This is a genomic window from Rhodanobacter sp. GW835-FHT13D09 (assembly GCF_058793995.1).
Genome location: NZ_JBXAGL010000013.1, coordinates 1 through 22054 on the forward strand (window position 1 = coordinate 1; position 22054 = coordinate 22054).

Consider the following 22054-nt stretch of genomic DNA (forward strand, 5'->3'; position numbering starts at 1 on the left):
TCCACCAGCTGCGCGAGTGGCCGGCGCTGTACGCCTCGGTCACCGCCGACGTCAACGAATACAAGGTGCGCGACAAGGTCATCCGCGTGGAGAACTACCGCGAATCGCTGAGCCACCAGAAGGTGCCCAAGGTGGCGCCGCCGAAGTCGAAGGACTGGGGCGAACTGGTGAGCTTCCTCGGCCGCGAGAACCTGCCGGGCCACTACCCGTATACCGGCGGCGTGTACCCGTACCGCCGCAGCGGCGAAGATCCCACCCGCATGTTCGCCGGCGAAGGCACGCCCGAGCGCACCAACCGCCGCTTCCACTATCTCAGCCAGGGCGGCGCGGCCACGCGCCTGTCCACCGCGTTCGACTCGGTCACCCTGTACGGCGAAGACCCGGCGCCGCGCCCCGACATCTACGGCAAGATCGGCAACTCCGGCGTCAACATCGCCACGCTGGACGACATGAAGAAGCTGTACTCCGGCTTCGACCTCAGCGCGCCCAGCACCTCGGTGTCGATGACTATCAACGGCCCCGCGCCGATGATCCTGGCGATGTTCATGAACACCGCGATCGACCAGAATGTCGAAAAGTACCTCAAGGCCGACGACGCCCGCTGGGCCGCGGCGGAAAAGACCATCGCCAAGCTGTACCAAGGCCGCCAGCGCCCGCAGTACCAGGGCGAGCTGCCCCAGGGCAACAACGGCCTGGGCCTCGGCCTGCTCGGCGTCGCCGGCGACGAACTGGTCGATGCCGACACCTATGCGCGCATCAAGACCGACACGCTGACCCAGGTGCGCGGCACCGTGCAGGCCGACATCCTGAAGGAAGACCAGGCGCAGAACACCTGCATCTTCTCCACCGAATTCGCGCTGCGCATGATGGGCGACATCCAGCAGTATTTCGTCGACCACAAGGTGCGCAACTTCTACTCGGTGAGCATCAGCGGTTATCACATCGCCGAAGCCGGCGCCAACCCGATCAGCCAGCTCGCCTTCACCTTGAGCAACGGCTTCACCATCGTCGAGTACTACCTCGCCCGCGGCATGAAGGTGGACGACTTCGCGCCGAACCTGTCGTTCTTTTTCTCCAACGGCATGGATCCGGAGTACACCGTCATCGGCCGCGTCGCCCGCCGCATCTGGGCTCGCGCCATGCGCGAGCGCTACGGCGCCAGCAGTCGCAGCCAGATGATGAAGTACCACATCCAGACCTCGGGCCGCTCACTGCACGCGCAGGAGATCCAGTTCAACGACATCCGCACCACCTTGCAGGCGATGTACGCGCTGTTCGACAACTGCAACTCCCTGCACACCAACGCCTACGACGAAGCCATCACCACGCCCACCGAGGAAAGCGTGCGCCGCGCGGTGGCGATCCAGATGATCATCAACAAGGAACTCGGCCTCAACTTCAACGAGAACCCGTGGCAGGGCAGCTACGTGGTCGACACCCTCACCGACCTGGTCGAGGAAGCGGTGTACAAGGAGTTCGAGGCGATCAGCGAGCGCGGTGGCGTGCTCGGCGCGATGGACACCATGTACCAGCGCGGCAAGATCCAGGAAGAGTCGATGTACTACGAGCACAAGAAGCACGATGGCTCGTTGCCGCTGATCGGTGTGAATACCTTCCTGCCCAAGGACCACGGTGGGGAGATCGCCACCGAGATCGAGTTGATCCGCTCGACCGAGGAGGAGAAGGGGGCGCAGATCGCCAACGTGAAGACGTATGGCGAGGCACGGAACTCACTGGTGCCGGCGAGCTTGCGCACGCTGCAGAACACGGCGCGGGAGCGGGGGAATGTGTTCGAGCAGCTGATGGAAGCGGTGAAGTACAACTCGCTGGGGCAGATCAGCCATGCGTTGTATGAGGTGGGGGGGGAATACCGGCGGAATATGTAGTTTCCAGCGCGTGGCATTGCCAAGTCGAGATGAGACGACGGATTGGGGAAAACCTGAAGGTTACGCAGGGCGGGGGCTCGATACACCCGGATATAATCGAAACCCCGACGGCACGAGCCACAACCAACCCAGCAAGCTGGTCGCTAGAGATATAGGAACTGTTGATAAATCAGTGGTCGCCACTGTCCTCGGCGTTGCTTCTCAGCCCGTCCAGATCACTGCCCGCGCCGAGCTCGGTCATCGCAGCCGCGAGAATCATCGCGATCGAGCTGGTTCGGCGCTCAGTGAATTCATGTGTGAGCCGAATTTTCAGCTGCGAGCCGTGCTCCCTGATTGTCCTGTACGAAATTTTGCCGAACGTAACTGGGTCGATTGCCTGTCCACCGCTTGAATGCACGCGAGAATGCGCTGGCATCCGAAAAACCAAGCTTCAAGGACACCTCATCCAGTGTCGTCGTGGGACAGCGCATGTATTTGTACGCTAGCTCCTCACGTAGATTGTCCAGCACATCACGGAACGTTGTGCCTTCGTCCCGGAGGCGCCGTAACAACGTGCGCTCGGTCATGTGCATAAGAGAGGCCGTCCGTTGCTTTGAAATCTGGCCGAGCGAAAACTGGTCGGCCAAACATTTACGCACCTGAGCGGAAAAACGTCCCGACAGTTCTGCCAATTGCCTGGCCGCCATATCGTCGAGGACACAGGCCACATGCTCGCTGGCGGACAGGATGCCCCGGTCCATATCGCCAGCGTGGAACGTGATCGAATCTTCCGGTTGATCGAAGTAAACCGGGCACCTGAATAACTTCTCGTACTCCTGCGACTCCGCTCCCTCGGGTAGCGGATGCCGGAAGCGCACTGCGACTGGTACGAGATCCGCGCCTCCTATCCAACGGCTGAAACGCAGGACGCCCGCCACCACAGCATCGATGTTCTGCGAGAGTAGCTGGACCCCGGTATCAAATTTGAAATCGAGGCGCCAATGATCGTCGCCGGTGGCTAGCCCTATCGTTGCCGAGTCGGAGATCAACTTGGCGTAGCGTGCAAAACGCAGCAGCGCTGTACCGAGCGTCGCGCTACAACTCATCGCGTACCCTACGATGTGGAACGTCGACGGGCGGATATGCTCGGAAAGTCTCAGCCCGAAATAGGGATCGCGCGTCTCGTCAACGGCGATACCCCACAGTTGGCTGATCGAATTTTGCCAATACCGGTTGTTGCCATCCATCAAAAAGGCAAGGTCCATGCCTAGCTTCATGAAGATAGGCTCGTAAGGAACACCCTCACTGTCCAGTGTGCGCGCGATGGCAAGCGCCCACCCCGAAAGACCTGACTTGACCATTAATCCACCCCTCTAGGCTCCGTGCTCCCCTAGGCTTTGCATAGAACTGGGCTTCAGCCTACTACGGCTGGTACGGCGGCTCAACTGACTGCCTCTTCCAACGACTGAATCGCCCCGGCTTTCCCGGAGACTCCATTCTTTGAGAGGATGGGGCATGAACACAGGGAAGCGGTACTCGGCGCAGGTCAGGGCGCTGGCGGCGCGGATGATGCTGGAGCACCAGGGCGAGCACGGTTCGCAATGGGTAGCCATCGGGTCGATCGGTGCCAAGATCGGTTGCACACCGGAGACGTTGCGCCCCGCTGGGTAAGGCAGGCCGAGCGTGACCAAGGCTTGCGCGCCGGGTCGACGGCGGAAGAGCGCGAGCGGATCAAGGCGCTGGAACGCGAGGTGCGTAAGTTGCGGCAGGCCAATGAGACCCCGCGCAAGGCCAGTGCGTATTTTGCCCAGACGGAGCTTGACCGCCGGTTCAAGCCATGAAGGTGTTCATCGACGAGAACAAGGAGGTCTACGAGGTCGAGCCGATCTGCAAGGTATTACTGATCGCCCCATCGACGTACTACCTGCACGCTACGCGGCAGGCCGATCTGTCGCTGGTGCCGCCGCGCGCGCAGCGGGATCTGCCGTTGCGCGAAAGCATCGGCCGGGGTGTGGAAGGAGAACAAGGCGGTCTACGGCGCGCGCAAGGTCTGGCAAGAGATCAAGCGCAAGCGGCAGGCCGTGGCCCGCTGCACCATCGAGCGCCAATTGTAGAAGATCGCATCGCTGAAACCATGCTGGCGGCACAGCTCGGCGACCGCCATCCCCGCCTCGGCCTGCTTGATGAATCCGATGATCTGCTCGGTGGTGAATCTGCTCTTGCGCATGTCCGTCCTCTCCGGGTGAACGGACTTTACTTACCATCGGCTGGTACGGCGGACGGGGAGCAGGTCAATTACGTTTCGACACTTACGTGTTGATGTACCAGACGTGTTTGATAACACGATGGAACCAGGTTTTACCCTTGGATATAGGCCACCTGCGTGTACATGTATTCGTAGAGGCCATGCTTGCCGTCGTCCCCGCCGAAGCCGGAGCGGCGTACTCCGGCGTGAAAACCCTGGATTGCCTCGAAGTTTTCGCGATTCACATAGGTCTCGCCGAATTTCAGCGAATTGATCGCGTGCATCGCTGCGTTCAGGTTATTGGTGAAGATTGAAGAGGTCAGGCCGTACTCGCTGTCATTCGCTCTTTCGATGGCTTCATCCAGGTCTTCAATGGGGTCGACGACGGCCACCGGTCCGAATATCTCGCGTTGCATGATCTGCATGTCCGCTCTCGTTCCTGAAAGCACGGTCGGCTCGAAGTAGCATCCTTCGCCAGCCGTGGTGCCGCGGCCACCCGCCAGCACCTCCGAGCCCTTTTGTCGCGCATCGTCTACCAGCGACTGCAGCCGGTCCACGGCTGCGCGGTTAATCAGCGGCCCCATCTCCACCGGCTTGTCGCCGAGCGGGTCGCCGACCCGGATTGAGCTAAACGCTGCAGCGAGCTTTTCGGTAAATTCGGCGCACACCGAGCGCTCGACGTACACGCGCTCGGGACAGTTGCAGTTCTGCCCGCTGTTCAGGGACTTGGAGGCGCGCAGCGCATTGACCGCAAGGTCGATATTCGCGTCAGCCAGTACGATCGTTGGCGCCTTGCCGCCGAGTTCGAGACTGACCTTCGTGACGTTGCGCGCCGCGCTTGCCATGATCGCGGACCCAGCCGCAGCGCTGCCGGTAAAGCTCACCATGTCAACATGCGGATGGGCAGCGAGCAATGCCCCCACGGACTTGCCCAGTCCGCCTACAAGATTGAAAACACCGGCGGGCAGTCCTGCATCGGCGGCTATCTTCGCGAACTCATACGCGCTGTACGGCGTTTCCTCGCTGGGCTTGATAACGATGGTGTTCCCGGTAACGAGCGCCGGTGCCAACTTGCGAGCTACCATGAAGAGAGGGAAATTCCACGGCAGGATGCCAGCCACAACTCCCAGGGGACGGCGGAACATCAGGATATTCTCGCGAGGGCGGTCGCTGGTGATAATCTCTCCTTCTATGCGCCGCGCCCATTCCGCGTAGTAATCGAGATATTCGGCCGTAACGCCGACTTCCATCTGGGCAAGCGCCAACACCTTGCCCTGCTCAAGCATCACCGTGCGCGCAAGATGTTCCGCATTCTGCCGAATGCCTGCGGCGATCTTGCGCAGAAACTGGCCACGTTCGTTCGCGGGTCTGGCAGCCCACCCGGCCTGCGCGGCACGCGCTGACGCGACGGCCTCCTCCATCAGCGCGTTGTCGCCGTTAGTTACGGAGCCGATGCGCGCTTCGCTGGCCGGATTGCGGACCTCGATTTCACCTGGTGAGCCTGCGACGAAGCGACCGGCGACGTAGTTCTGGAAAGAAAGATCGGCGTTGTTCAATTTGCACTCCTAGGCAAAGGGGACGACATTGCCTCGATGTTATGTTCCGTGGACCAGAAAATTAGGCAGCTGCTCAGCAACCTGGAGATGGTGCCGTCCGATGTCGTCGATATGGGGACAACCCAACAACGTCATCGTTCGTTCAGTCTCTTGTCGCAACAGGCTGAACACTCGATGCACGCCTGGCTGGCCAAAGGCGGAGAGTCCGTAGAGATACGGGCGACCGATCATGCAGGCTCGGGCTCCCATGGCGAGGGCCTTAACGATGTGGCTGCCGCGACGTATGCCGCCATCCATGACCACTTCCAGGCGATCACCGACGGCGTCGACGTGGTCGGCAACACGGTCGATGATGGCGGCCACGTTGTCGAGTTGGCGTCCGCCGTGATTGGAGATGATGATGCCCGTGACCCCGGCCGTGGCCGCGTCGCGTGCGTCGTCGAGAGATTGCAATCCCTTGATAACGAATGGCCCGTCCCAGCGGCGCATGAGGCGCTCGACGGCGGCCCAGGTAATGTTTTTCTCCATATTTTTCGCAAAGAAATCGGTCAGCGTACCGATACCCCCGTTGCCATCGCTAGCGGGAATGTTCGGCAGTGTCAGCTCTCCGCTGGCGAGGTAGCGGAGGCACCACGACGGATGTCGCATGAAGCCGAGCAAGTTGCGGCGGCTGAGGCTGGGAGGGACCGTGAGCCCGCCGCGCAAGTCTCGTTCGCGGTAGCCCGCGGCGACGCAATCCACCGTGAGGCACAGCACGTCGTAGTGCGCTGCCTTGCAACGGTCTATCAGTTCGAAATTGAGGGCGTCGTCGTTGTACAGGTAGAGCTGGAACAGCTTCGGCCCGGTGCTCGCGGCAGCAATCTCCTCGAGGCTTGTCGTCGCCATCCCTGACAATGAGTAGATGATGCCGGCGTTTGCGGCCTCACGTGCTACGGCCGTCTCGCCGGCTGGGTGGAAGGCGCGCGTGATGCCAGTGGGCGAAACCAGTACAGGCCAGTCCACCTTGCACCCAAATACGGTCCTGTGCATGTCGACGTTGCGGATGTCTCGCAGGTAGCGTGGCACCAGTCGGTAGCGGTCAAAAGCGGCAATGTTGTCACGTTTGCTGACTTCATCGTCGGCACCACCGTCGATGTAATCGAACAACACGTCTGGCAGGCGCTGTCGTGCGGCTTCACGAAAATCCGAAAGATTGAAGCATTCGTCAAGGCGCTCCATGGGTTGCACGCTCTCCTTCGCAGTCGAACGTACCGTTCAACGCAGTTTGAAGTGGGTGCGCATGTGGTGCGGACCCCGGGCGAAGTAGGAATCGATCCATTCAACGGAGTCGGAGACTGGTTCGAGCACCTCGAAGCGGTTGAACACCACCTCGAGCGCCTGTCTTGCCTCCATGCGAGTCAGGAAGCTGCCCAGGCAGAAGTGCGGACCTTGGCCGAACGTTGCCAGCGGTACTTCGAGCTTCCTGCCCAAGTCGAAAATATCGGCGTTCGCGAATTTCTTCTCGTCGCGGTTTGCCGACGCCAGCAGTGGCATGACCGCTGAGCCTTTCGGGATCTGCACGCCGCCGAGTTCGGTATCCTGGGTCGCGTGGCGGAAAATCATCTGCACTGGGGGATTGAAGCGCAGCACCTCCTCGAGCAAGGCCGGGATCAGCTCAGGATCCTTGCGGACGCGCGCATGGACCTCTGGACTTCTGTGCAGCTGGGCCAACGTGTTTCCGAGCAGGTTCGTCGTGGTTTCGACTCCGCCGATGAGGAGCAGTATCGACATCTGGATGACTTCGATGCGTGACATTTTCTTGCCGTTCACCTCAGCCTGGATGAACGTAGAAATCATGTCCTGACCGAGATTGTTTACCCGCTCGTCATACAGTTCTTCGAAGAACGCGCGCAGCTGCCTGGAACTGTCGCGGATACCCGCCAGACGTTCCTCACCGTAGGCGGCGCGGCTTGAGGCCGCGAGCGTATCGTCGACCCAGACCTTGAACTCGGCCCGGCGCTTCGTCGGGATGCCGAGTACTTCCGAAATGACGGTCACCGGGAAAAGAGCCGTAAAATCCCAGACCCAGTCGAGTTCACCCTCATCGCCGTATTTCGCCTTGATGTCGTCGATCAAGGCGTTGGCGATATCCGTCGCACGCTGCTTGAGTTGCGCGACCTTGGAAGGCAGGAAACCGGTGCTCGCGAGCTTGCGCAGGTGTGTGTGATCCGGCGGGTCCATCGAGATCATTGGCGGTACTTCCGGCACCGGGTCGAAAGGACCCAGCAGTTCAGGCCAGAATTGCGTCGAGGTGAACACTTTGGGGTTCTTCAGCAGCGCGTCCACTTCGTCGTAGCCCGCGACGGCGAACACCCTGAGGCTTGGCATCCATTTGACCGGCTCGGAGTGGCGCAGTTTCTCGTAGTACGGATACGGATCCTGTTTGACGACAGGATCCAGAGGGTCATAAATTCTTTCGGTCTCACTGCGTGGAACGGCGTTTTGCTGAGTCATCAGATCTTCTCCGGAATTGCGTGGCTCGCCGCTGCCGAGACGAACTGGGCACGGGTGAACTATCGTGCGTTGGTGTGGAGTCGCTGAATGGCGGAACGTGCCATCCATACTCCGACCGGGACAAACTCCCGTCGGAACCGTCAACTTGTCACGTTTTACCGGTTAACGGCCTCGAAAGTCGTGGCGTCAAAACGGCAGTAGCGATAAGAATCCGGTACGTACCCCGTCATGAAGGAGGCGCCACATGCATATTCTGTATGCCCACCAGGTTGAAGACGAACATCTGTCCCGAGCCCAGCGCAAGGTGGTTGGTTCGCTGAGGGCGAGTTGCCTGGGACCCACGATCGACAATGGTGCGCCGGCAATGGCCGGAGGGGGCGGTCAGAAAAATTTTGCATCGGCTCAGAACTGGGTCACGGCATTTTTCAAAAAGGGCGCTGAGGAAGTGCTCGGCTATTATGCGGACGACTTCGTCTGGGAAGACATCGAGTTCGCTCAGACCATCACGACCAAGGAAGAACTGTACAAAGCCTTCGTCGTCTTCAACAACTCCGGTCCCACTTCGCCGTTCGGCGTTCACGAGTTCGAAGTGATCAGCTACGACGGCGGCATGGCCCGGCCGCGCTCGACGGCACAGAAACGCAAGGGAGGGGATCTGAAAGGTTGGGACGCCGGTGAATTCGGTCGCCTCTCCGACGGTATTCTCACGGGCTCCGATCTCGAGTATGACGAGTGGGGCTACATGCAGTGGGTCTGGAAAGCGGGCCACAACGCCGATTTCTTCGGTATCCCCGCCAAGGGAAAGACCACCTACACGCGCGGGACCACGACACAGTTCTATCGTGACGGCAAAATCGTGCGTTGCCGTTCTCATTGGAACTTTCGCGAGTTCGCCATGCAGCTGGGTGTGATACCGAGGCCGGACGAGGCCTGGCGCAAGAACAAAGGGCTAGGCGAAGCATGAGGTATTCGATCCTCGGCCGCAGTGGTTTGCGCGTCTCCAAGCTTGCGCTCGGCGCGATGACCTTCGGTTCGGGCGCGGAGTGGTCCCGTTCAGAGGCGGACGTGCGGCCAGTGCTCGATGCCTTCGTCGAAGGTGGCGGCAACTTCATCGACACGGCGAACATGTACACGGGCGGCGAGAGTGAGCGCATCGTCGGTCGCTTCGTCAAAGGCGACCGCGAGCGTTTCGTGGTGGCGACGAAGTACGCCAATGCCATCCCTGGCAAGGGGGATCCCAATGCTGCAGGCGTGCATCGCAAGAGTCTGGTGCAGTCTTTGGATGCGAGCCTGAAACGCCTGGGGCTGGACTACATCGATCTCTACTACGTCCACTGGTGGGATTTCACCACGCCGATCGAAGAAGTGCAGCGGGCGCTGGATGATGCTGTGCGTGCAGGCAAAATCCTGCATATCGGTCTGTCGGACGTGCCGGCCTGGGTGGTTTCGCGGGCGCAGGCGTTCAGCGATCTGCGTGGACTGGTGCCGGTGACCTGTATGCAGCTTGAGTACAGCCTGGTACAGCGTTCCATCGAACGTGAGCATCTGCCGATGGCTCGCGCATGCAGTATCGGCGTCACCGCATGGTCGCCACTGGCCAGCGGGATCCTGAGCGGAAAGTACACGCGTCAGAAGCGTGGCGGTGGCTCCGTTCGGCTCGATTCCATGCAACTGCAGTCGTTGACTGAACGCAATCGCGCGATCGCTACGACGGTCGATGCGGTGGCTGATCGCCTCGGGGTCGCCTCCTCGCAGGTAGCTCTGGCCTGGATCATGTCGCGTGGCGTCATCCCGCTTGCCGGCGCGACGTCTGCTGAACAGGTGCAACAGAACATGAAAGCGGCGGAGCTGGTGCTCGACGACGCCACGCTGTTGGAACTCGACACGGCCAGCGCATTCGATGCCGGGCACCCATACAGCATGCTGGAGTGGGACATGCCCATGTCACTCGGATACGCCGGCATGTTTGAGCGACTCGATATCAGAAATTTCCCGTCGCGTCGCGACTGATGGAGGATGCATGATGAATACGAGCACTACCGCTGAAGCGGGCACCAAGCTATTTCATCGCGTTGCCTCCGTTGCCGGCTTCGGAGACGATCATGCAATGAAAGTCGAAATCGAAGGCAAACCTGTCGCGATCTTTCGCGTGCCGGACGGTTTTGTCGCGACGACGAGTATCTGTCCGCATGCGGGTGGACCGCTGAACGAAGGCGAGGTTGATGGCAATGTCGTCACCTGCCCGTGGCACGGCTTGTCGTACGACCTTGGAACAGGCGCTTGCATCGATGACCCCGGATTCCGGATCGAGAGCTACACGGTGAAGGTCGAGGGCGATGACATCTTCGTTGCTGTTTGAACGGCACGCGTATTGCACGGCGGGAGCAGGACGATGGGCGTAGGTTCGGGTGATGACGTCAAGCAGCGGCAGGCGATCGAAGATGTGCTGCTGGCCTATGCGACAGCGCTCGACGGGCGTGACTGGTCTGCGCTGGAACACGTGTTTTCGCTCGATGCAGTGGCGGATTACGGCAGCGACATCGGCGTCTTCGAGGGTCGTGCGGCGGTCGTGGGCGTGGTATCCGACTTCCTCGGTCGTTGTGGTACCACGCAGCATATGATCACGAACATTCGGATCGAACTGTCGCCGCACGGCGTGGCGGGTGCACGGTGTTACCTGCAGGCGACCCACGCCGGCAGCGGCGCCCATGTCGGCCAGACCATGATGGTGTGGGGCGAATACGTGGATCGGCTGGAGCAGCGACCGGAAGGCTGGCGCATTGTGCACCGTGCACTCCGCGTGTTGCACGTCACGGGGGATGTGGGTGCGGCCCTGAAAGGGACCCCCTGAATAAATGAGCTTCATTCGCGGTTTCGCGCATACAGCCCACCTCGACGAGATTTTCGGTTGCCTGCAGGTAACCCGCGGACAGTGCGCCGTGTGAAACAGCGTTTTTGTTGCGTCCGATCACCCAGTTTCCGAAACGGCAGGCTCGCCGGCTTCAGCTGTGTACTGGGGCGGTGCCGTACAATCGCTGCAGCAGCGTAGGCGTGCACTGGTTACGGGCACCTGCCGCATCAATCGTGTCCTGAACGTCTTTCCCGCGTAACCCCAACAGTGTGGGACGACTGCCGTCCACCATTACATAGCGCGCGGTGACCGGATACACCTGCAGCGACCCGATCGGCGCGAAACTCGACGCGTCTTGCGCTAGAGCCAAATAGAGCGCGGCGACCAATGCAGTCAGGGAACTTGCGGTCACTTGCACGATGGCATCGTAGGCGGGCGTATCGCCACCATGTGCCACATTGGGTGTAGCCCAATCGCGAGGATTCCCGGTTGCCAGGGCGTGGCAGCGAATCGACACGATGCCGGGATGGTGTGCCAAAGCAACGGCTATGCGATCGATCCATGCATCATCCAGTGCGTCAGCGTGGTTACACGTGGACAACAGAAGCAACGCCCCCGTCGTTGACGTCGTTTCCGCCTCGGGTCGGATGAAGAGAGTGCGACTGGCGTTGGAAGCCAGGTTGTAGAGCAGTGTCGTACGGAAAGCGTTCTGCTCATCCTCGTGGATCATTGCAGCTACGTCGCTGCTGGCCAGACCGTCGCGGTCGGTTTCATTCGCATAGGTCACTTCGGCAAAGCCATCGAAGCGATCGCCTGTCCCTGCCTCACAGTTCGAGTTCGGGAAGTGCAGGCCTTCCACCGGGTCGCCGAGGTGATATTGAATGTATGTCTCGAAACCGGGAATACGCGCTGCCAGCGTTCCGTGCACGTCGCGCCAGTATCGCGAGAACAGTTCGCGAGACATTCCCTGCTTCCGCGCGATCAGCGCCACGGTGGTCACGGTTGCCATTGAATGCCCCTCCTGCGCGGGTTCATACCGCAGCGGTCAACAGGCCGCCGTCCAAGGTCGTGATATTGCCGGTCATGTATGCCCCTGCGCGTGAACACAGAAATACGACCAAGCCGCCGATATCTTCAAGGCTGCCGAAGCGGTGGGCCGGGATGCTGGCCAGCATCTTGTCCCTCAACCCCGGCACTGCCTGGAAGAAACCTTCCGTCATGTCGCTGGGGAAGTATCCTGGTGCAATCGCGTTGACGTTGACGTTGCGGGCGCGCAAGTCGGAAGCGAGCATGCGTGTCAACTGGTGCAGCGCCGCCTTGGCGCAGCCGTAGGCGTAGGCCCCGCCGTTGCTCTGCGGCATCAGACCGCCGATGGAGCCTATGTTGACGATGCGCGCCGGGTCGTCCTTGCCTGCGCCCCTGGCGAGCAGGGGCATCAGCTCCTTGATCATGAAGAATGGCGTGCGCAGGTTCAAAGCCATGACCGCGTCCCAGCGGTCGGCCGATGTCGTCTCCAGTGGGGCTGCGTCGAAGGTGCCGGCGTTGTTGACGAGGATGCTGAGTGGCGCAGGCGCCTGGGCCTGCGACAGATCTGCGACCAGTGCCTGGATGCCTTCGATCGAAGCGAGGTCGTGAGACAAGAATGTACAGGGCCCGTCGTTGCGCGAAACCTCGGCAGCGAAATGCTCGCCCACCTCAATGGACCGACCGGTGACGATCACCGTGCAGCCGGCGCGAGCGAGCGAGCGTGAGATAAGCGCGCCCACGCCTTTGGCTCCGCCGGTCACCAGTGCGGTTTTCCCGGCCAGCGAGAACAGCGCCATGTGGGGGTCGGAGACTGCCATTACTGGACGGCGCCGAGCTGGCGCAGAACTGGCGTGGAATCCCAGATGCTGCGTTCGAGGACAATTTTGCCGTCGTTCCAGCCCATTACCGTGACGCCGCGCGTCTTTGTCGTCTTGCCGGCGGCCGGGACGCCGAGGAAATCGCCCGCGTGCTTGGCCTCCCAAGTCCATTGGAACGAGCCCAGCTTGTCGTCACCGACATAATCGAACACATCGAAGCGGTTGTAGGCCGTCGTCGGATCCTTGATGACAAAGCCGGAGAAGAATTGGCGTAGTGCCGGCAAGTCGTTGGTGATGCGCAAGTCGAAATTGACGTCTTCGAACTGGAACTTGTCTGAGTACAGTGACATCAGCTCATCGGTTCGGTCGGCGAACAAGCCGATCCAGTATTGGGCCCACTGCATGTTCATCTTGGGTGCTCCGTCGGCTCGGTCAGTTTACAGACGGTAGTGCCGCCCGTCGCTGCCGGCCATGGCGATTGCTGCCAGCGGTTGGCTAAACGCGTCAAGCGTGAATGCAGCCACGACGCAGGGAGCCGGTGGCCGGCGCGTGAAATTGTCTCGGAAAAACCATTCCTGTCACATTGAGGCTTGGCAAGTCTCCGGGGTCCATGCCCACTATCCCATGCAACATGATGCCGTTTCGAAGCTATCTGGCGGGTGCATGAAACCGGGACATGATATTTCTGCCGTCGCAGCTGGTGGAGCGTCCGGTCTCGGTGAAGCGATCGAGCACCGGCTCACCGATGTCAGCGTCAAGGTTGTGGTCTTCGACACGGACATCGAACGCAAGGGAGAATCGATGCGGCTCGATGGCGCACTGCGCCTACCGACCCGTTGAAAGACATGGGTTGCGTTGTGCAGCGCACCGGACACGGGAGATACTTTTATTCCGGTTAAGCCAAGGGCGATTTGGATGGGAAAAATTTATGTTGAGACGCGCACAGGGGAGCATCTGGAACTGGTCGCAGTGCCCGCGCAAAGCTTGATGGAGACCCTGCGGGCCGGCGGGGTTGACGAGATCCTCGCCCTGTGCGGGGGCACCTGCTCCTGCTCGACGTGTCATGTGCTCGTCGAGCCAGCCGACTTCACCGGGCTCAAGCCGATGAAGGAGGATGAAGATGCACTGCTGGATGGTTCCGACCATCGCGGGCCGACGTCACGCTTGTCGTGCCAGATCACGTATAGCGATGAGCTCGGGGACCTTCACGTGAAGATTGCGCCGGAAGATTGAATGTTTCGGAAGGAGAGCCTGATGCAGCGACGGGATGTGGTGATTGTTGGCGCGGGTCAGGCCGGGGCACAAGTGGCGGCGCTGTTGCGTCACGAGGGGTACGAAGGCTCGATCATGGTGGTGGGCGACGAGCCCGAATTCCCCTACGAACGGCCACCGCTGTCCAAGGACTATCTGGCAGGGCACAAACAGTTCAAGCAGCTGCTCCTGCACCCCGAAGAGTTCTGGGCGCAACACAACATCGACTTGCGGCTTGGCCAGCGTGTCGAGACTGTCGATGTTGCCGGGCGACGCGTTACGACGGATTCGGGCGACGAGATCGGCTACGAATTCCTGGTTTGGGCCGCCGGTGGCTCGCCGAGGCGGCTGGCATGCCCAGGCAATGATCTTGCCGGGGTGCACGCCGTGCGCAACCGTGCAGACATTGACCGGGTAATGGCTGAGCTCCCCGACGTCCGCCGCGTGGCCGTGATCGGCGGAGGGTACATCGGCCTGGAAGCAGCTTCCGTGCTGACCAAGCTCGGCAAGCCGGTGACGGTACTGGAGGCGCTTGACCGCGTGCTGGCTCGCGTGGCGGGTGAGGCGTTGTCGCGCTTTTACGAGGCCGAGCACCGGGCACATGGGGTGGATGTCCGCTTGGGCGTGATGGTTGAGCGGCTGGAAGGGCGCGATGGCAAAGTGACCGGCGTCGTCTTGGCGGACGGTACCGTCGTTCCCGCAGATCTTGTCATAGTCGGCATCGGCATCGTCCCGTCGGTTGGGCCCTTGGTGAATGCTGGATTGGAAAATGGCAACGGTGTCGCCGTTGACGAATACTGCCGCACGCGTCTGCCGGGGGTCTTCGCCGTGGGCGATTGTGCTGCGCATCACAATCGTTACGCGGCCATCTCCACGCCGATCAGGCTCGAGTCCGTACAGAACGCCAATGACCAGGCGAAGGTCGTGGCCAAGTTCATTGCCGGCCAACAGGAAGCCTACAGCGCCCTGCCATGGTTTTGGTCGGATCAATACGACTTGAAGCTGCAGACCGTCGGGCTGTCCATTGGACACGATGCCGTGGTCGTGCGCGGGGATCCGGCTACGCGCGCGTTCTCGGTCGTGTATCTGAAGCAAGGGCGCGTCATCGCACTGGATTGCGTGAATGCGGTGCGCGATTTCGTGCAGGGCAAGGCACTCGTCAAAGGGCACTTTGCGATCAACCCCGAGTCGCTGGCCGATGCGGCGACGCCACTAAAGTCACTTGTGCCGCCAGCGTGAAAGGCACGGGGTGAATGCGAGGAGATCGGCCATGTTTGACGTCATGGGCAAGACCGTGGTGGTCACCGGCGGGGCTTCCGGGATAGGGGCGGCGACCGTGCGTCGATTGCGCGAAGCGGGTGCCGAGGTATGGGTGGCAGATATTGCGGGCGATATCGATTCAGGCGCGTTGTACCGCCGTACGGACGTGTCGCGGCCTGAGGAAGTTACGGCGTTGTGCGAGCACGTGCTCAAGCACAGCGGAAAGCTCGATGTCATGATCAACAACGCCGCGATCGCCTCAGGTCACTTGTTGGCCGATGCGGATCCAGCGCGATCGGAACGATTGTGGCGTGTGAACCAACTCGGCGTGCAGATGGGGATCAAGGAGGCGGCTGCGCGGATGCGTCCTGGAGGGGCGATCATCAATATCTCGTCGATCACTGCTGTTCGCGGGTTTGCGGGATGGGGAGAGTACTCTGCCACCAAGGGAGCGATCATCGCGCTGACGCAGACCGCTGCGGTCGAATATGCTCCCGCTGGCATCCGCGTGAACTGCATTTGCCCCGGTATTATCGAGACCCCTCTGGCGATGAACGAGGCGCCGGACATGGTCGGCAAGAACACGTCAGTGTTTGCACTGCTTGGGCGCCTGGGCAAGCCGGAGGAACTGGCCGCGGCCATCCATTTCCTCGCCAGCGACGATGCATCCTACATCACCGGCCAGACGCTGCTGGTCGATGGCGGCTGGAGTGTCGGAACGTCGCTGAAGGCCATCGGGTTGGCCCTGGCGAATTGAACGCCGGCTCTCGGTGTACCCCGATCCGCAGTCCGTGTGCTGCGCAGACGGGGCGTGGCTGAGACATCCGCGAGTCGTGCAATGCACGACTGATTTCTGCTGCTCTTGCTCCGTCCGACGGCGTCGCCAACCGTGCGCGCGTCGTCGGCGCGTGTCCGCGTGCCGTAGGTAAAGCCTCTTCCATGGGTTCTTCACCGCTGGGTGAGGCATGCCCGCGTGCTTTATCTGGCACGTGTCGACGCCACTCGGGGCGTCGCGCCCTGGTCGATCGGCGGCGCACTGCCGGATGCCGGGTTCACCTGCGACAACCCGTTCGGCCACGTCGACAAGTTTTGGCACGAATTGCTCTGCCGCTTCATCAAAGCGTCATGGTCTGGGTGGCGGGCAGCCGGGATATTCGGATACGAGACTGCAAATCGTGGCGTGCCAAGTTTGCGGCAGTGAACAGTGAGAGGAGAGGCCCCTGCAGTGAAAACGGGAAGTCCATCGGGATCCATTTCATCCTTGCCAAATACGCTTGCGGCCGTCCGCGCGTTGGTTGGTGAGCAGAACGTTCTCGTTGGCAACGACGTGCTCGCACGCAACCCCGGCGTGTTCATGTCGCGTATCGAGGCTGACGCCATCGTTCGCCCCTTATCGACCGAGCAGATGTCGAGAGTCCTGGCGCTTTGCCACGCCGCGCACCAACCGGTAGTCGTTCAGGGAGGAGGGTCCGGTTGGGTGAGGGCGACGCAGACGCAGCCCGGTCAAATCGTGGTGTCACTTGAACGGATGAACGCGATCGAACAGGTGGACACCGTGAACCGTACAGCCACCGTGCAGGCGGGGGTGGTTCTCCAGACCCTGCAGGAGCGTGTCGAACAGGACGGCCTGTTTTTCCCGGTGGACCTGGGTGGGCGTGGCTCCTGCCAGGTGGGAGGAAATGCTTCCACCAACGCCGGAGGCGAGCGGGTCCTCCGCTACGGCATGATGCGCGAGCAGGTGCTGGGTATCGAAGTAGTGCTGGCGGACGGGCGCGTTGTTACGTCGCTGAACCGCATGCTGAAGAACAACACCGGTTACGACCTCAAACAGCTGTTCATCGGCAGCGAGGGCACGCTGGGCGTGGTCACGCGCCTCGTATTGCGTCTGCGCGAAAAACCAACCAGCAACGATACGGCAATAGTCTGCGCAAGCCGCTTCGAGCAGGTCGCCCGCTTGCTGCGCCACATGGATGCCTCGCTCGGTGGCCACCTCAGCGCCTTCGAGCTGATTGACAACGCCTTCTACAACGTCAACACCGCTCCGGGTCGGCATGCGCCACCGCTGCCCCGGGACAAACCTTTCTACGTCATCGTCGAGTCGCTAGGCAGTAACCAGCAAGCCGATAGCGAAATCTTCGAACGTACCTTGACGGCTGCCATGGAACAGGGGCTGGTTGACGACGCCGTGCTTGCCCATTCCGAACGCGAGCGGCAGGCGATCTGGGATGTCCGCGAGGACCTGGAGCACATCGTCCGGGATTTCAAGCCGTTCTATGCGTTTGATATCTCATTGCCGATCGGCGACATGGCAGTCTATATGGACGACGTCCGTGCCCGGCTGCACGCAAGATGGCCGCAAGGTTCCATTGCCTTTCTGGGGCACGTCGGTGACGGCAATTTACATATAGCCATTGGCGCCGGCGTGGCCGAGGAGCGTCATGACGTTGAAGCTTGCGTCTACGAACCGCTTGCCGGCGTCGGCGGATCGGTTTCGGCGGAACACGGCATCGGCCTCGAGAAGAAGCCATGGCTTTCGATCTCGCGCAGCGAGATAGAGCTGGGCCTGATGCGCCAGATCAAGGCAACGCTGGATCCATACGGCATCCTCAATCCCGGGAAAATATTCGACACTGAAGAAGTGGTGCGAACGTGAGCATGCCCGGCCGCCTGCGACTACATGGTCACGCCGTGAGCAATTATTTCAACGCGGCTCGCGCAGCTCTGATCGAAAAAGGCGTGCGCTTCGAGATAGTCGATACGCCCGCGGCCCAGACGCCGGAATTCCTGGCCATGAATCCGATGGGCAAGATCCCGGTCCTGGAAACTCCGCAAGGCTGTATCGCTGAGACAATCGCGATCCTCGAATACCTCGAAGACGTGATCCAGACGCCACCGTTGTACCCAGGGGATGCATACCAGCGCGCACTTGCCCGTCAAATCATCAATGTTGTGCAGTGTTACATCGAGATGCCCGCGCGCACCTTGTACCCGGGGGCTTTCATGGGTGGCACCAACAGCCCTGCCGCGGTCGAGCTGGCTCGGCCGCTCATCGATCGCGGCGCCAGGGCGCTGGGCGGATTGGCCGTGATGAAGCCATATCTCGCTGGTGAGCACTACGGCAATGCCGACCTATTTGCGTTTCACAACCTGAGCCTCGTAGACCGGTTGACTCGGTATGTCTACCGTTGGTCGGTAATCGACTCGGTATCCGGGTTGCGCGAATGGTTTGTGCGTGTTGCAGATCGCAGTAGTTCGCGTGTCGTCTTAGCGGATTTTCAGACGGCATTCGATGAATACCTCGTCGCCAAGGGGGCAGCCTATCGCGATCCGATGCACAACGTTGCGGTCGAGGGGCTTCCATGATGTTTTCCTGGAATCACGACGGCAGGACGACTCAAAGTGAAGAGGGGCAGGCCATGGACGTCCTTTTCCATCTGCTGTAACCGATCTTCTATATGCGGCTTTGTTCCAAGCGCATAAATTGGTTTGAATTCCAACAATTCATTTTACAGGCAAGGTCAGAGGAGGGGGTGTCATGAAGGGGCATAAAAGATGCAATCCGTTCGTTTTTAAGGCGATAGGGGCGCTGGCTACGGCCTGTGTCATGGCTGCGCCGGCGCATGCAGCGCGCTTGTTCGCGACCAACCCCGATTGGAAGGTGAACCTGGATACGACGTTGCAATATACCTTGGGCACTCGCGTACAATCCATGCGTCCTGGTATTGGTGGTCATCCGTTCTTTGCCGAAGGAGACTACAAGTTTTCCAAGCCAGGTGACATCGTCACCAACCGCATCAACGCAATTGTTTCCCTAACGGCAGTTTACAAGGAACATGCCGGTTTTCGTATTTCCGGCACGGGTTGGAATGACTTCGCCTATAGCGATCGGGTCAGGACGAATCCTGCATTCCCCGGCGGGGCGAATGGGCTTTTCGGGACGTATAGCGGTGGCAGGTATTCGTCGACGACAGACAAATACACCAGGCAGGGCGGCGAGTTGTTGGATGCATTCGCGTTTTACAACACCAACATCGGTGGCAAGCCGGTCTATCTGAAAGCGGGCCGTTTCACCCAGTACTGGGGCAACGCCTTTTTCTTCGGCTTCTCCAACATCGCCTACGGCCAGAATTCAGTCGACTACAACAAGGCGTTCACCCAACCTGGGTCCGAACTACAGGAGCTGTATCTGCCGCGGTCGCAGATCATGGCGTCCGTCAATGTAACGCCGGAACTGTCGCTTACCGCTGAATACTTCCTGGAATTCCGCCCAAACCGCTACCCGGAAGGCGGTACTTACCTCGGGCCATTCGACATCCTCTACAAGGGCCCGAATCGTGGTGGTGCGCTCTCGGCAGCGCTGGGAGGCACCGTCCTGGCAGGGCAGGATCATGAGCCCAGCAGTGTCAACGATAATTTCGGCATCCGCGCGACGTGGGCCCCTGCCTGGCTGAACGGTACGTTAGGGTTTTATTACCGCCAGTTTGATGACCCGCATCCGTGGACCCTGTTGTCTGTCAACCCGGGAGGCGGCGGTGCCATTAATCTCGATTACGCGCAGCACACCAAGTTGTACGGCGTCAGTTTCGAAAAAACGTTTGGGTTGTTCAGCCTCGGAGCAGAAGCCTCGTACCGCAAGGGTACTGCACTGGCGAGCGCGTTTGCTCCAGCTGCCAAGGGCGCATCGGGAAATATCGCGAACGTCATTGGTAACATTCTCTACACCATGCCGTCGACGCCCTTGTGGGATACAGGAAACCTGATTGCAGAGTTTTCCTACACCCATCTTACCCGGGTCACGCAGAACGCTTCGCTGTTCAACGGGGTGGGCTATCCTGGTTGTACGGATGCGGTTACTGGCGCTCGTTCAACCAACAAGTGGAATGGCTGCGCGACGAGGAACGCCTACGCCGTTGCCTTCCTGTTCGACCCGCAGTGGTTGCAGGTATACCCCAACGTGAACCTCGACATGCCAGTGTCGTTGACCTATGGCGCGCATGGCAACCCAGCCTATGTCGCGGGCGCGTTCTACGCACAGGACGCGAAGCTGTATTCGGTGGGCATTCGCGCCACCTACAACTCCAACACCTCCCTGATGCTGCAGTATGCCGGTTACTACTACCGTCCCTCCCGTCTTGTCCCCAACGGATTGGGTGGGGAAATGTATGCCGGCACCGGCGGCAATGGTGCCGTGGCGTTGAACGACAAGGGTTGGATTGCGCTGGTACTGAAGACCTCGTTCTAATTATTGAGGAAACCACTCATGAAACTGAAAACCACTCTTGTTGCTACCGCGATCACTGGTTTCTGTCTCGCCTTGACGCTGTTGGCTACACAGCCGGCTGCAGCTGCGGTATCCCCGGATCAGGCAAAAGCGCTCGGCACGACGCTGACGCTGTTCGGCGCCGACCCCAATTCCAGCGCCGATGGTTCCATTCCGGCCTACACCGGCGGTCTGGCCCAAGCACCAGCAGGCTTCAAGCCAGGCGGACAAAACTACAAGGATCCGTACGCGAATGAAAAGCCGCTGTACACCATAACCAACGCGAATCTCGCGCAATACGAGAAGTACTTGAGTCCGGGCACGCTCACGTTGTTCAAGCATTTCCCGAACTATGCGGTCGATGTGTATCCGACACATCGCACGATGCATTACGCGAAATGGTTCCTGGATAACTCGGTCAAGAATGCGACGACCGCCAAGTTGGCGGGCAAGGCTGAAGGTGACGCGGTGGTTGGGACCGCGCCCGATGGCCAGGCGTTCCAAGGCATTCCGTTTCCGATCCCGGACAAGGACAACGGTTACGAAGTGATATGGAACAGTCTGTTCCGCTTTGCCCCGCCGATTTCGTTGATGCAAAGTAGCAGCTACATGGTGGATTCGGCGGGCAGCACCAATGCGCTGCCGGGGTTCTACGCCTACTACATGCATCCGTGGTCTTCCGAGGATCCGGAGTTCCGGGAAAAGACTTACAACGCCGTCTACGGCTTCAACACGTTACTGACATCGCCGCCAACCTCCGCCGGCACGGATTTCTTGAATTATTACTTGCCCGACGCGGCAAAAACGCCGCCGATCTGGTTCTATACGCCAGGTCAGCGTCGGGTGCGCCGTGCGCCGGACTTTGCTTATGACGTGCCGATGGCTGCATATAACGGCATTCTGTTCTGGGATGAACCGTGGGGCTTCGTCGGTCGCATGGATCGCTTCGATTTCAAGCTGGTTGGCAAGAAAGAGATCATCGTCCCTTACAACAATTTCAAGATCACGAATACGGAGGATGCCAAGCAAACGCTCGGTCCAAAATTCGTCAAGCCTGCGGCGCTGCGATGGGAAGTGCACCGCGTGTGGGTAGTCGACGCGGTTCTCAAGCTAGGCTCACGCCATGCCTATAGCAAGCGCGAGTTCTACGTCGATGAGGACAGCTGGGCGATTATTCTGGCCGAAGCGTATGACCACTCTGACAAACTCTGGCGGGAAACGCAGAATTTGGTGTTCCCCGCCTACGACGTAGGTGGCATGAACATGGATACCTTCGTCACCTACGACCTGCATGCGGGCAACTATGTTGTGATCAATACAGATCGTAACCTGCCGGGAAATTACGTGCGGTCCTATACGTCGCCGAAAGATCTCCATCTCAGTCTGGGACCGGACCAGATGGAGAATGCCAACGTTCGCTGATTCTGCT

General features: G+C 60.2%; 21 protein-coding genes, 2 pseudogenes and 1 other annotated feature. Of the genes and pseudogenes, 15 read left to right on the top strand and 8 right to left on the bottom strand.

The genetic code is table 11. The annotated features are described in order from the left end of the window. Positions 1-1886, top strand: a 1886-nt coding sequence (locus AC1Q5A_RS15105; RefSeq protein ID WP_492702045.1) for a methylmalonyl-CoA mutase family protein, incomplete at its 5' end; no start/stop codon positions are given. Between the two features lie 290 nt (positions 1887-2176). Here AC1Q5A_RS15105 and AC1Q5A_RS15110 read toward each other — a convergent pair. Next, entirely contained in the window at positions 2177-3226 is a 1050-nt protein-coding gene (locus AC1Q5A_RS15110; RefSeq protein WP_492702047.1) for an AraC family transcriptional regulator, read from the bottom strand. A 154-nt stretch (positions 3227-3380) separates the two neighbouring features. Here AC1Q5A_RS15110 and AC1Q5A_RS15115 point away from each other — a divergent pair. After that, positions 3381-3970: pseudogene (locus tag AC1Q5A_RS15115) on the top strand (IS3 family transposase); the annotation flags it as partial. Continuing rightward, positions 3661-3777: a sequence feature (AL1L pseudoknot), on the top strand. (Overlaps the previous pseudogene by 117 nt.) Here the strand turns inward: AC1Q5A_RS15115 and AC1Q5A_RS15120 are convergent. From AC1Q5A_RS15120 to AC1Q5A_RS15135, 4 genes and pseudogenes are all read right to left on the bottom strand, one after another. Next, a pseudogene (locus AC1Q5A_RS15120) lies at positions 3964-4092 on the bottom strand (transposase); the annotation flags it as partial. The pseudogenes AC1Q5A_RS15115 and AC1Q5A_RS15120 overlap by 7 nt on opposite strands. Before the next feature lie 131 nt (positions 4093-4223). Then, positions 4224-5666, bottom strand: a complete 1443-nt coding sequence (gene aldA, locus AC1Q5A_RS15125) for an aldehyde dehydrogenase (protein ID WP_492702049.1) — start codon at positions 5664-5666, stop codon at positions 4224-4226. A 39-nt stretch (positions 5667-5705) separates the two neighbouring features. Then, complete coding sequence (locus AC1Q5A_RS15130) at positions 5706-6884, bottom strand: alpha-hydroxy acid oxidase (protein WP_492702051.1); 1179 nt, start codon at positions 6882-6884, stop codon at positions 5706-5708. A 36-nt stretch (positions 6885-6920) separates the two neighbouring features. Further along, the gene (locus AC1Q5A_RS15135) at positions 6921-8159 is read right to left on the bottom strand and encodes a cytochrome P450 (protein WP_492702052.1); all 1239 of its coding nucleotides are present in this window, start codon (positions 8157-8159) and stop codon (positions 6921-6923) included. A 244-nt stretch (positions 8160-8403) separates the two neighbouring features. On the opposite strand from AC1Q5A_RS15135, the gene AC1Q5A_RS15140 reads away from it, so the two are divergent. From AC1Q5A_RS15140 to AC1Q5A_RS15155, 4 genes are read left to right on the top strand one after another with little or no spacing between them, the layout of a single operon-like run. Next, positions 8404-9123, top strand: coding sequence for a nuclear transport factor 2 family protein (locus AC1Q5A_RS15140; protein ID WP_492702054.1), 720 nt, complete (start codon positions 8404-8406; stop codon positions 9121-9123). Further along, complete coding sequence (locus tag AC1Q5A_RS15145; RefSeq protein WP_492702056.1) at positions 9120-10169, top strand: aldo/keto reductase; 1050 nt, start codon at positions 9120-9122, stop codon at positions 10167-10169. The genes AC1Q5A_RS15140 and AC1Q5A_RS15145 overlap by 4 nt, the downstream gene beginning before the upstream one ends. Before the next feature lie 13 nt (positions 10170-10182). Continuing rightward, on the top strand, positions 10183-10518 hold the full coding sequence (locus AC1Q5A_RS15150; RefSeq protein ID WP_492702058.1) for a Rieske (2Fe-2S) protein: 336 nt from the start codon (positions 10183-10185) through the stop codon (positions 10516-10518). 33 nt (positions 10519-10551) lie between these two features. Then, positions 10552-11010: a nuclear transport factor 2 family protein gene (locus tag AC1Q5A_RS15155; RefSeq protein WP_492702060.1), complete on the top strand. Its 459-nt coding sequence runs from the start codon at positions 10552-10554 to the stop codon at positions 11008-11010. Between the two features lie 151 nt (positions 11011-11161). Here AC1Q5A_RS15155 and AC1Q5A_RS15160 read toward each other — a convergent pair whose 3' ends face one another. Genes AC1Q5A_RS15160 through AC1Q5A_RS15170 form a run of 3 tightly spaced genes read right to left on the bottom strand, consistent with a single transcriptional unit; the run spans position 11162 to position 13264 of the window. Next, the gene (locus AC1Q5A_RS15160) at positions 11162-12019 is read right to left on the bottom strand and encodes an EthD domain-containing protein (protein ID WP_492702062.1); all 858 of its coding nucleotides are present in this window, start codon (positions 12017-12019) and stop codon (positions 11162-11164) included. A gap of 22 nt (positions 12020-12041) precedes the next feature. Continuing rightward, on the bottom strand, positions 12042-12833 hold the full coding sequence (locus AC1Q5A_RS15165) for an SDR family oxidoreductase (RefSeq protein WP_492702064.1): 792 nt from the start codon (positions 12831-12833) through the stop codon (positions 12042-12044). A gap of 20 nt (positions 12834-12853) precedes the next feature. After that, positions 12854-13264, bottom strand: coding sequence for an ester cyclase (locus AC1Q5A_RS15170; protein ID WP_492702066.1), 411 nt, complete (start codon positions 13262-13264; stop codon positions 12854-12856). A 253-nt stretch (positions 13265-13517) separates the two neighbouring features. On the opposite strand from AC1Q5A_RS15170, the gene AC1Q5A_RS15175 reads away from it, so the two are divergent. The 9 genes from AC1Q5A_RS15175 to AC1Q5A_RS15215 all read left to right on the top strand — a co-directional run bounded on the left by AC1Q5A_RS15175 (position 13518) and on the right by AC1Q5A_RS15215 (position 22047). Further along, complete coding sequence (locus AC1Q5A_RS15175; RefSeq protein WP_492702068.1) at positions 13518-13694, top strand: hypothetical protein; 177 nt, start codon at positions 13518-13520, stop codon at positions 13692-13694. Positions 13695-13769: 75 nt separating this feature from the next. Continuing rightward, positions 13770-14087, top strand: a complete 318-nt coding sequence (locus AC1Q5A_RS15180) for a 2Fe-2S iron-sulfur cluster-binding protein (protein WP_492702070.1) — start codon at positions 13770-13772, stop codon at positions 14085-14087. 21 nt (positions 14088-14108) lie between these two features. After that, entirely contained in the window at positions 14109-15344 is a 1236-nt protein-coding gene (locus tag AC1Q5A_RS15185; protein ID WP_492702072.1) for an NAD(P)/FAD-dependent oxidoreductase, read from the top strand. A gap of 31 nt (positions 15345-15375) precedes the next feature. After that, the gene (locus AC1Q5A_RS15190; RefSeq protein ID WP_492702074.1) at positions 15376-16122 is read left to right on the top strand and encodes an SDR family NAD(P)-dependent oxidoreductase; all 747 of its coding nucleotides are present in this window, start codon (positions 15376-15378) and stop codon (positions 16120-16122) included. Positions 16123-16338: 216 nt separating this feature from the next. Beyond that, on the top strand, positions 16339-16566 hold the full coding sequence (locus AC1Q5A_RS15195) for a hypothetical protein (RefSeq protein WP_492702076.1): 228 nt from the start codon (positions 16339-16341) through the stop codon (positions 16564-16566). Between the two features lie 60 nt (positions 16567-16626). Continuing rightward, positions 16627-18018, top strand: a complete 1392-nt coding sequence (locus tag AC1Q5A_RS15200) for an FAD-binding oxidoreductase (protein WP_492702078.1) — start codon at positions 16627-16629, stop codon at positions 18016-18018. Positions 18019-18020: 2 nt separating this feature from the next. Next, a complete protein-coding gene (locus AC1Q5A_RS15205) occupies positions 18021-18728 on the top strand; it encodes a glutathione S-transferase family protein (RefSeq protein WP_492702080.1) in 708 nt (235 codons plus the stop codon). Between the two features lie 172 nt (positions 18729-18900). Then, the gene (locus AC1Q5A_RS15210; protein WP_492702082.1) at positions 18901-20607 is read left to right on the top strand and encodes a DUF1302 domain-containing protein; all 1707 of its coding nucleotides are present in this window, start codon (positions 18901-18903) and stop codon (positions 20605-20607) included. A gap of 18 nt (positions 20608-20625) precedes the next feature. Further along, a complete protein-coding gene (locus AC1Q5A_RS15215; protein WP_492702084.1) occupies positions 20626-22047 on the top strand; it encodes a DUF1329 domain-containing protein in 1422 nt (473 codons plus the stop codon). Positions 22048-22054 lie beyond the last annotated feature (7 nt).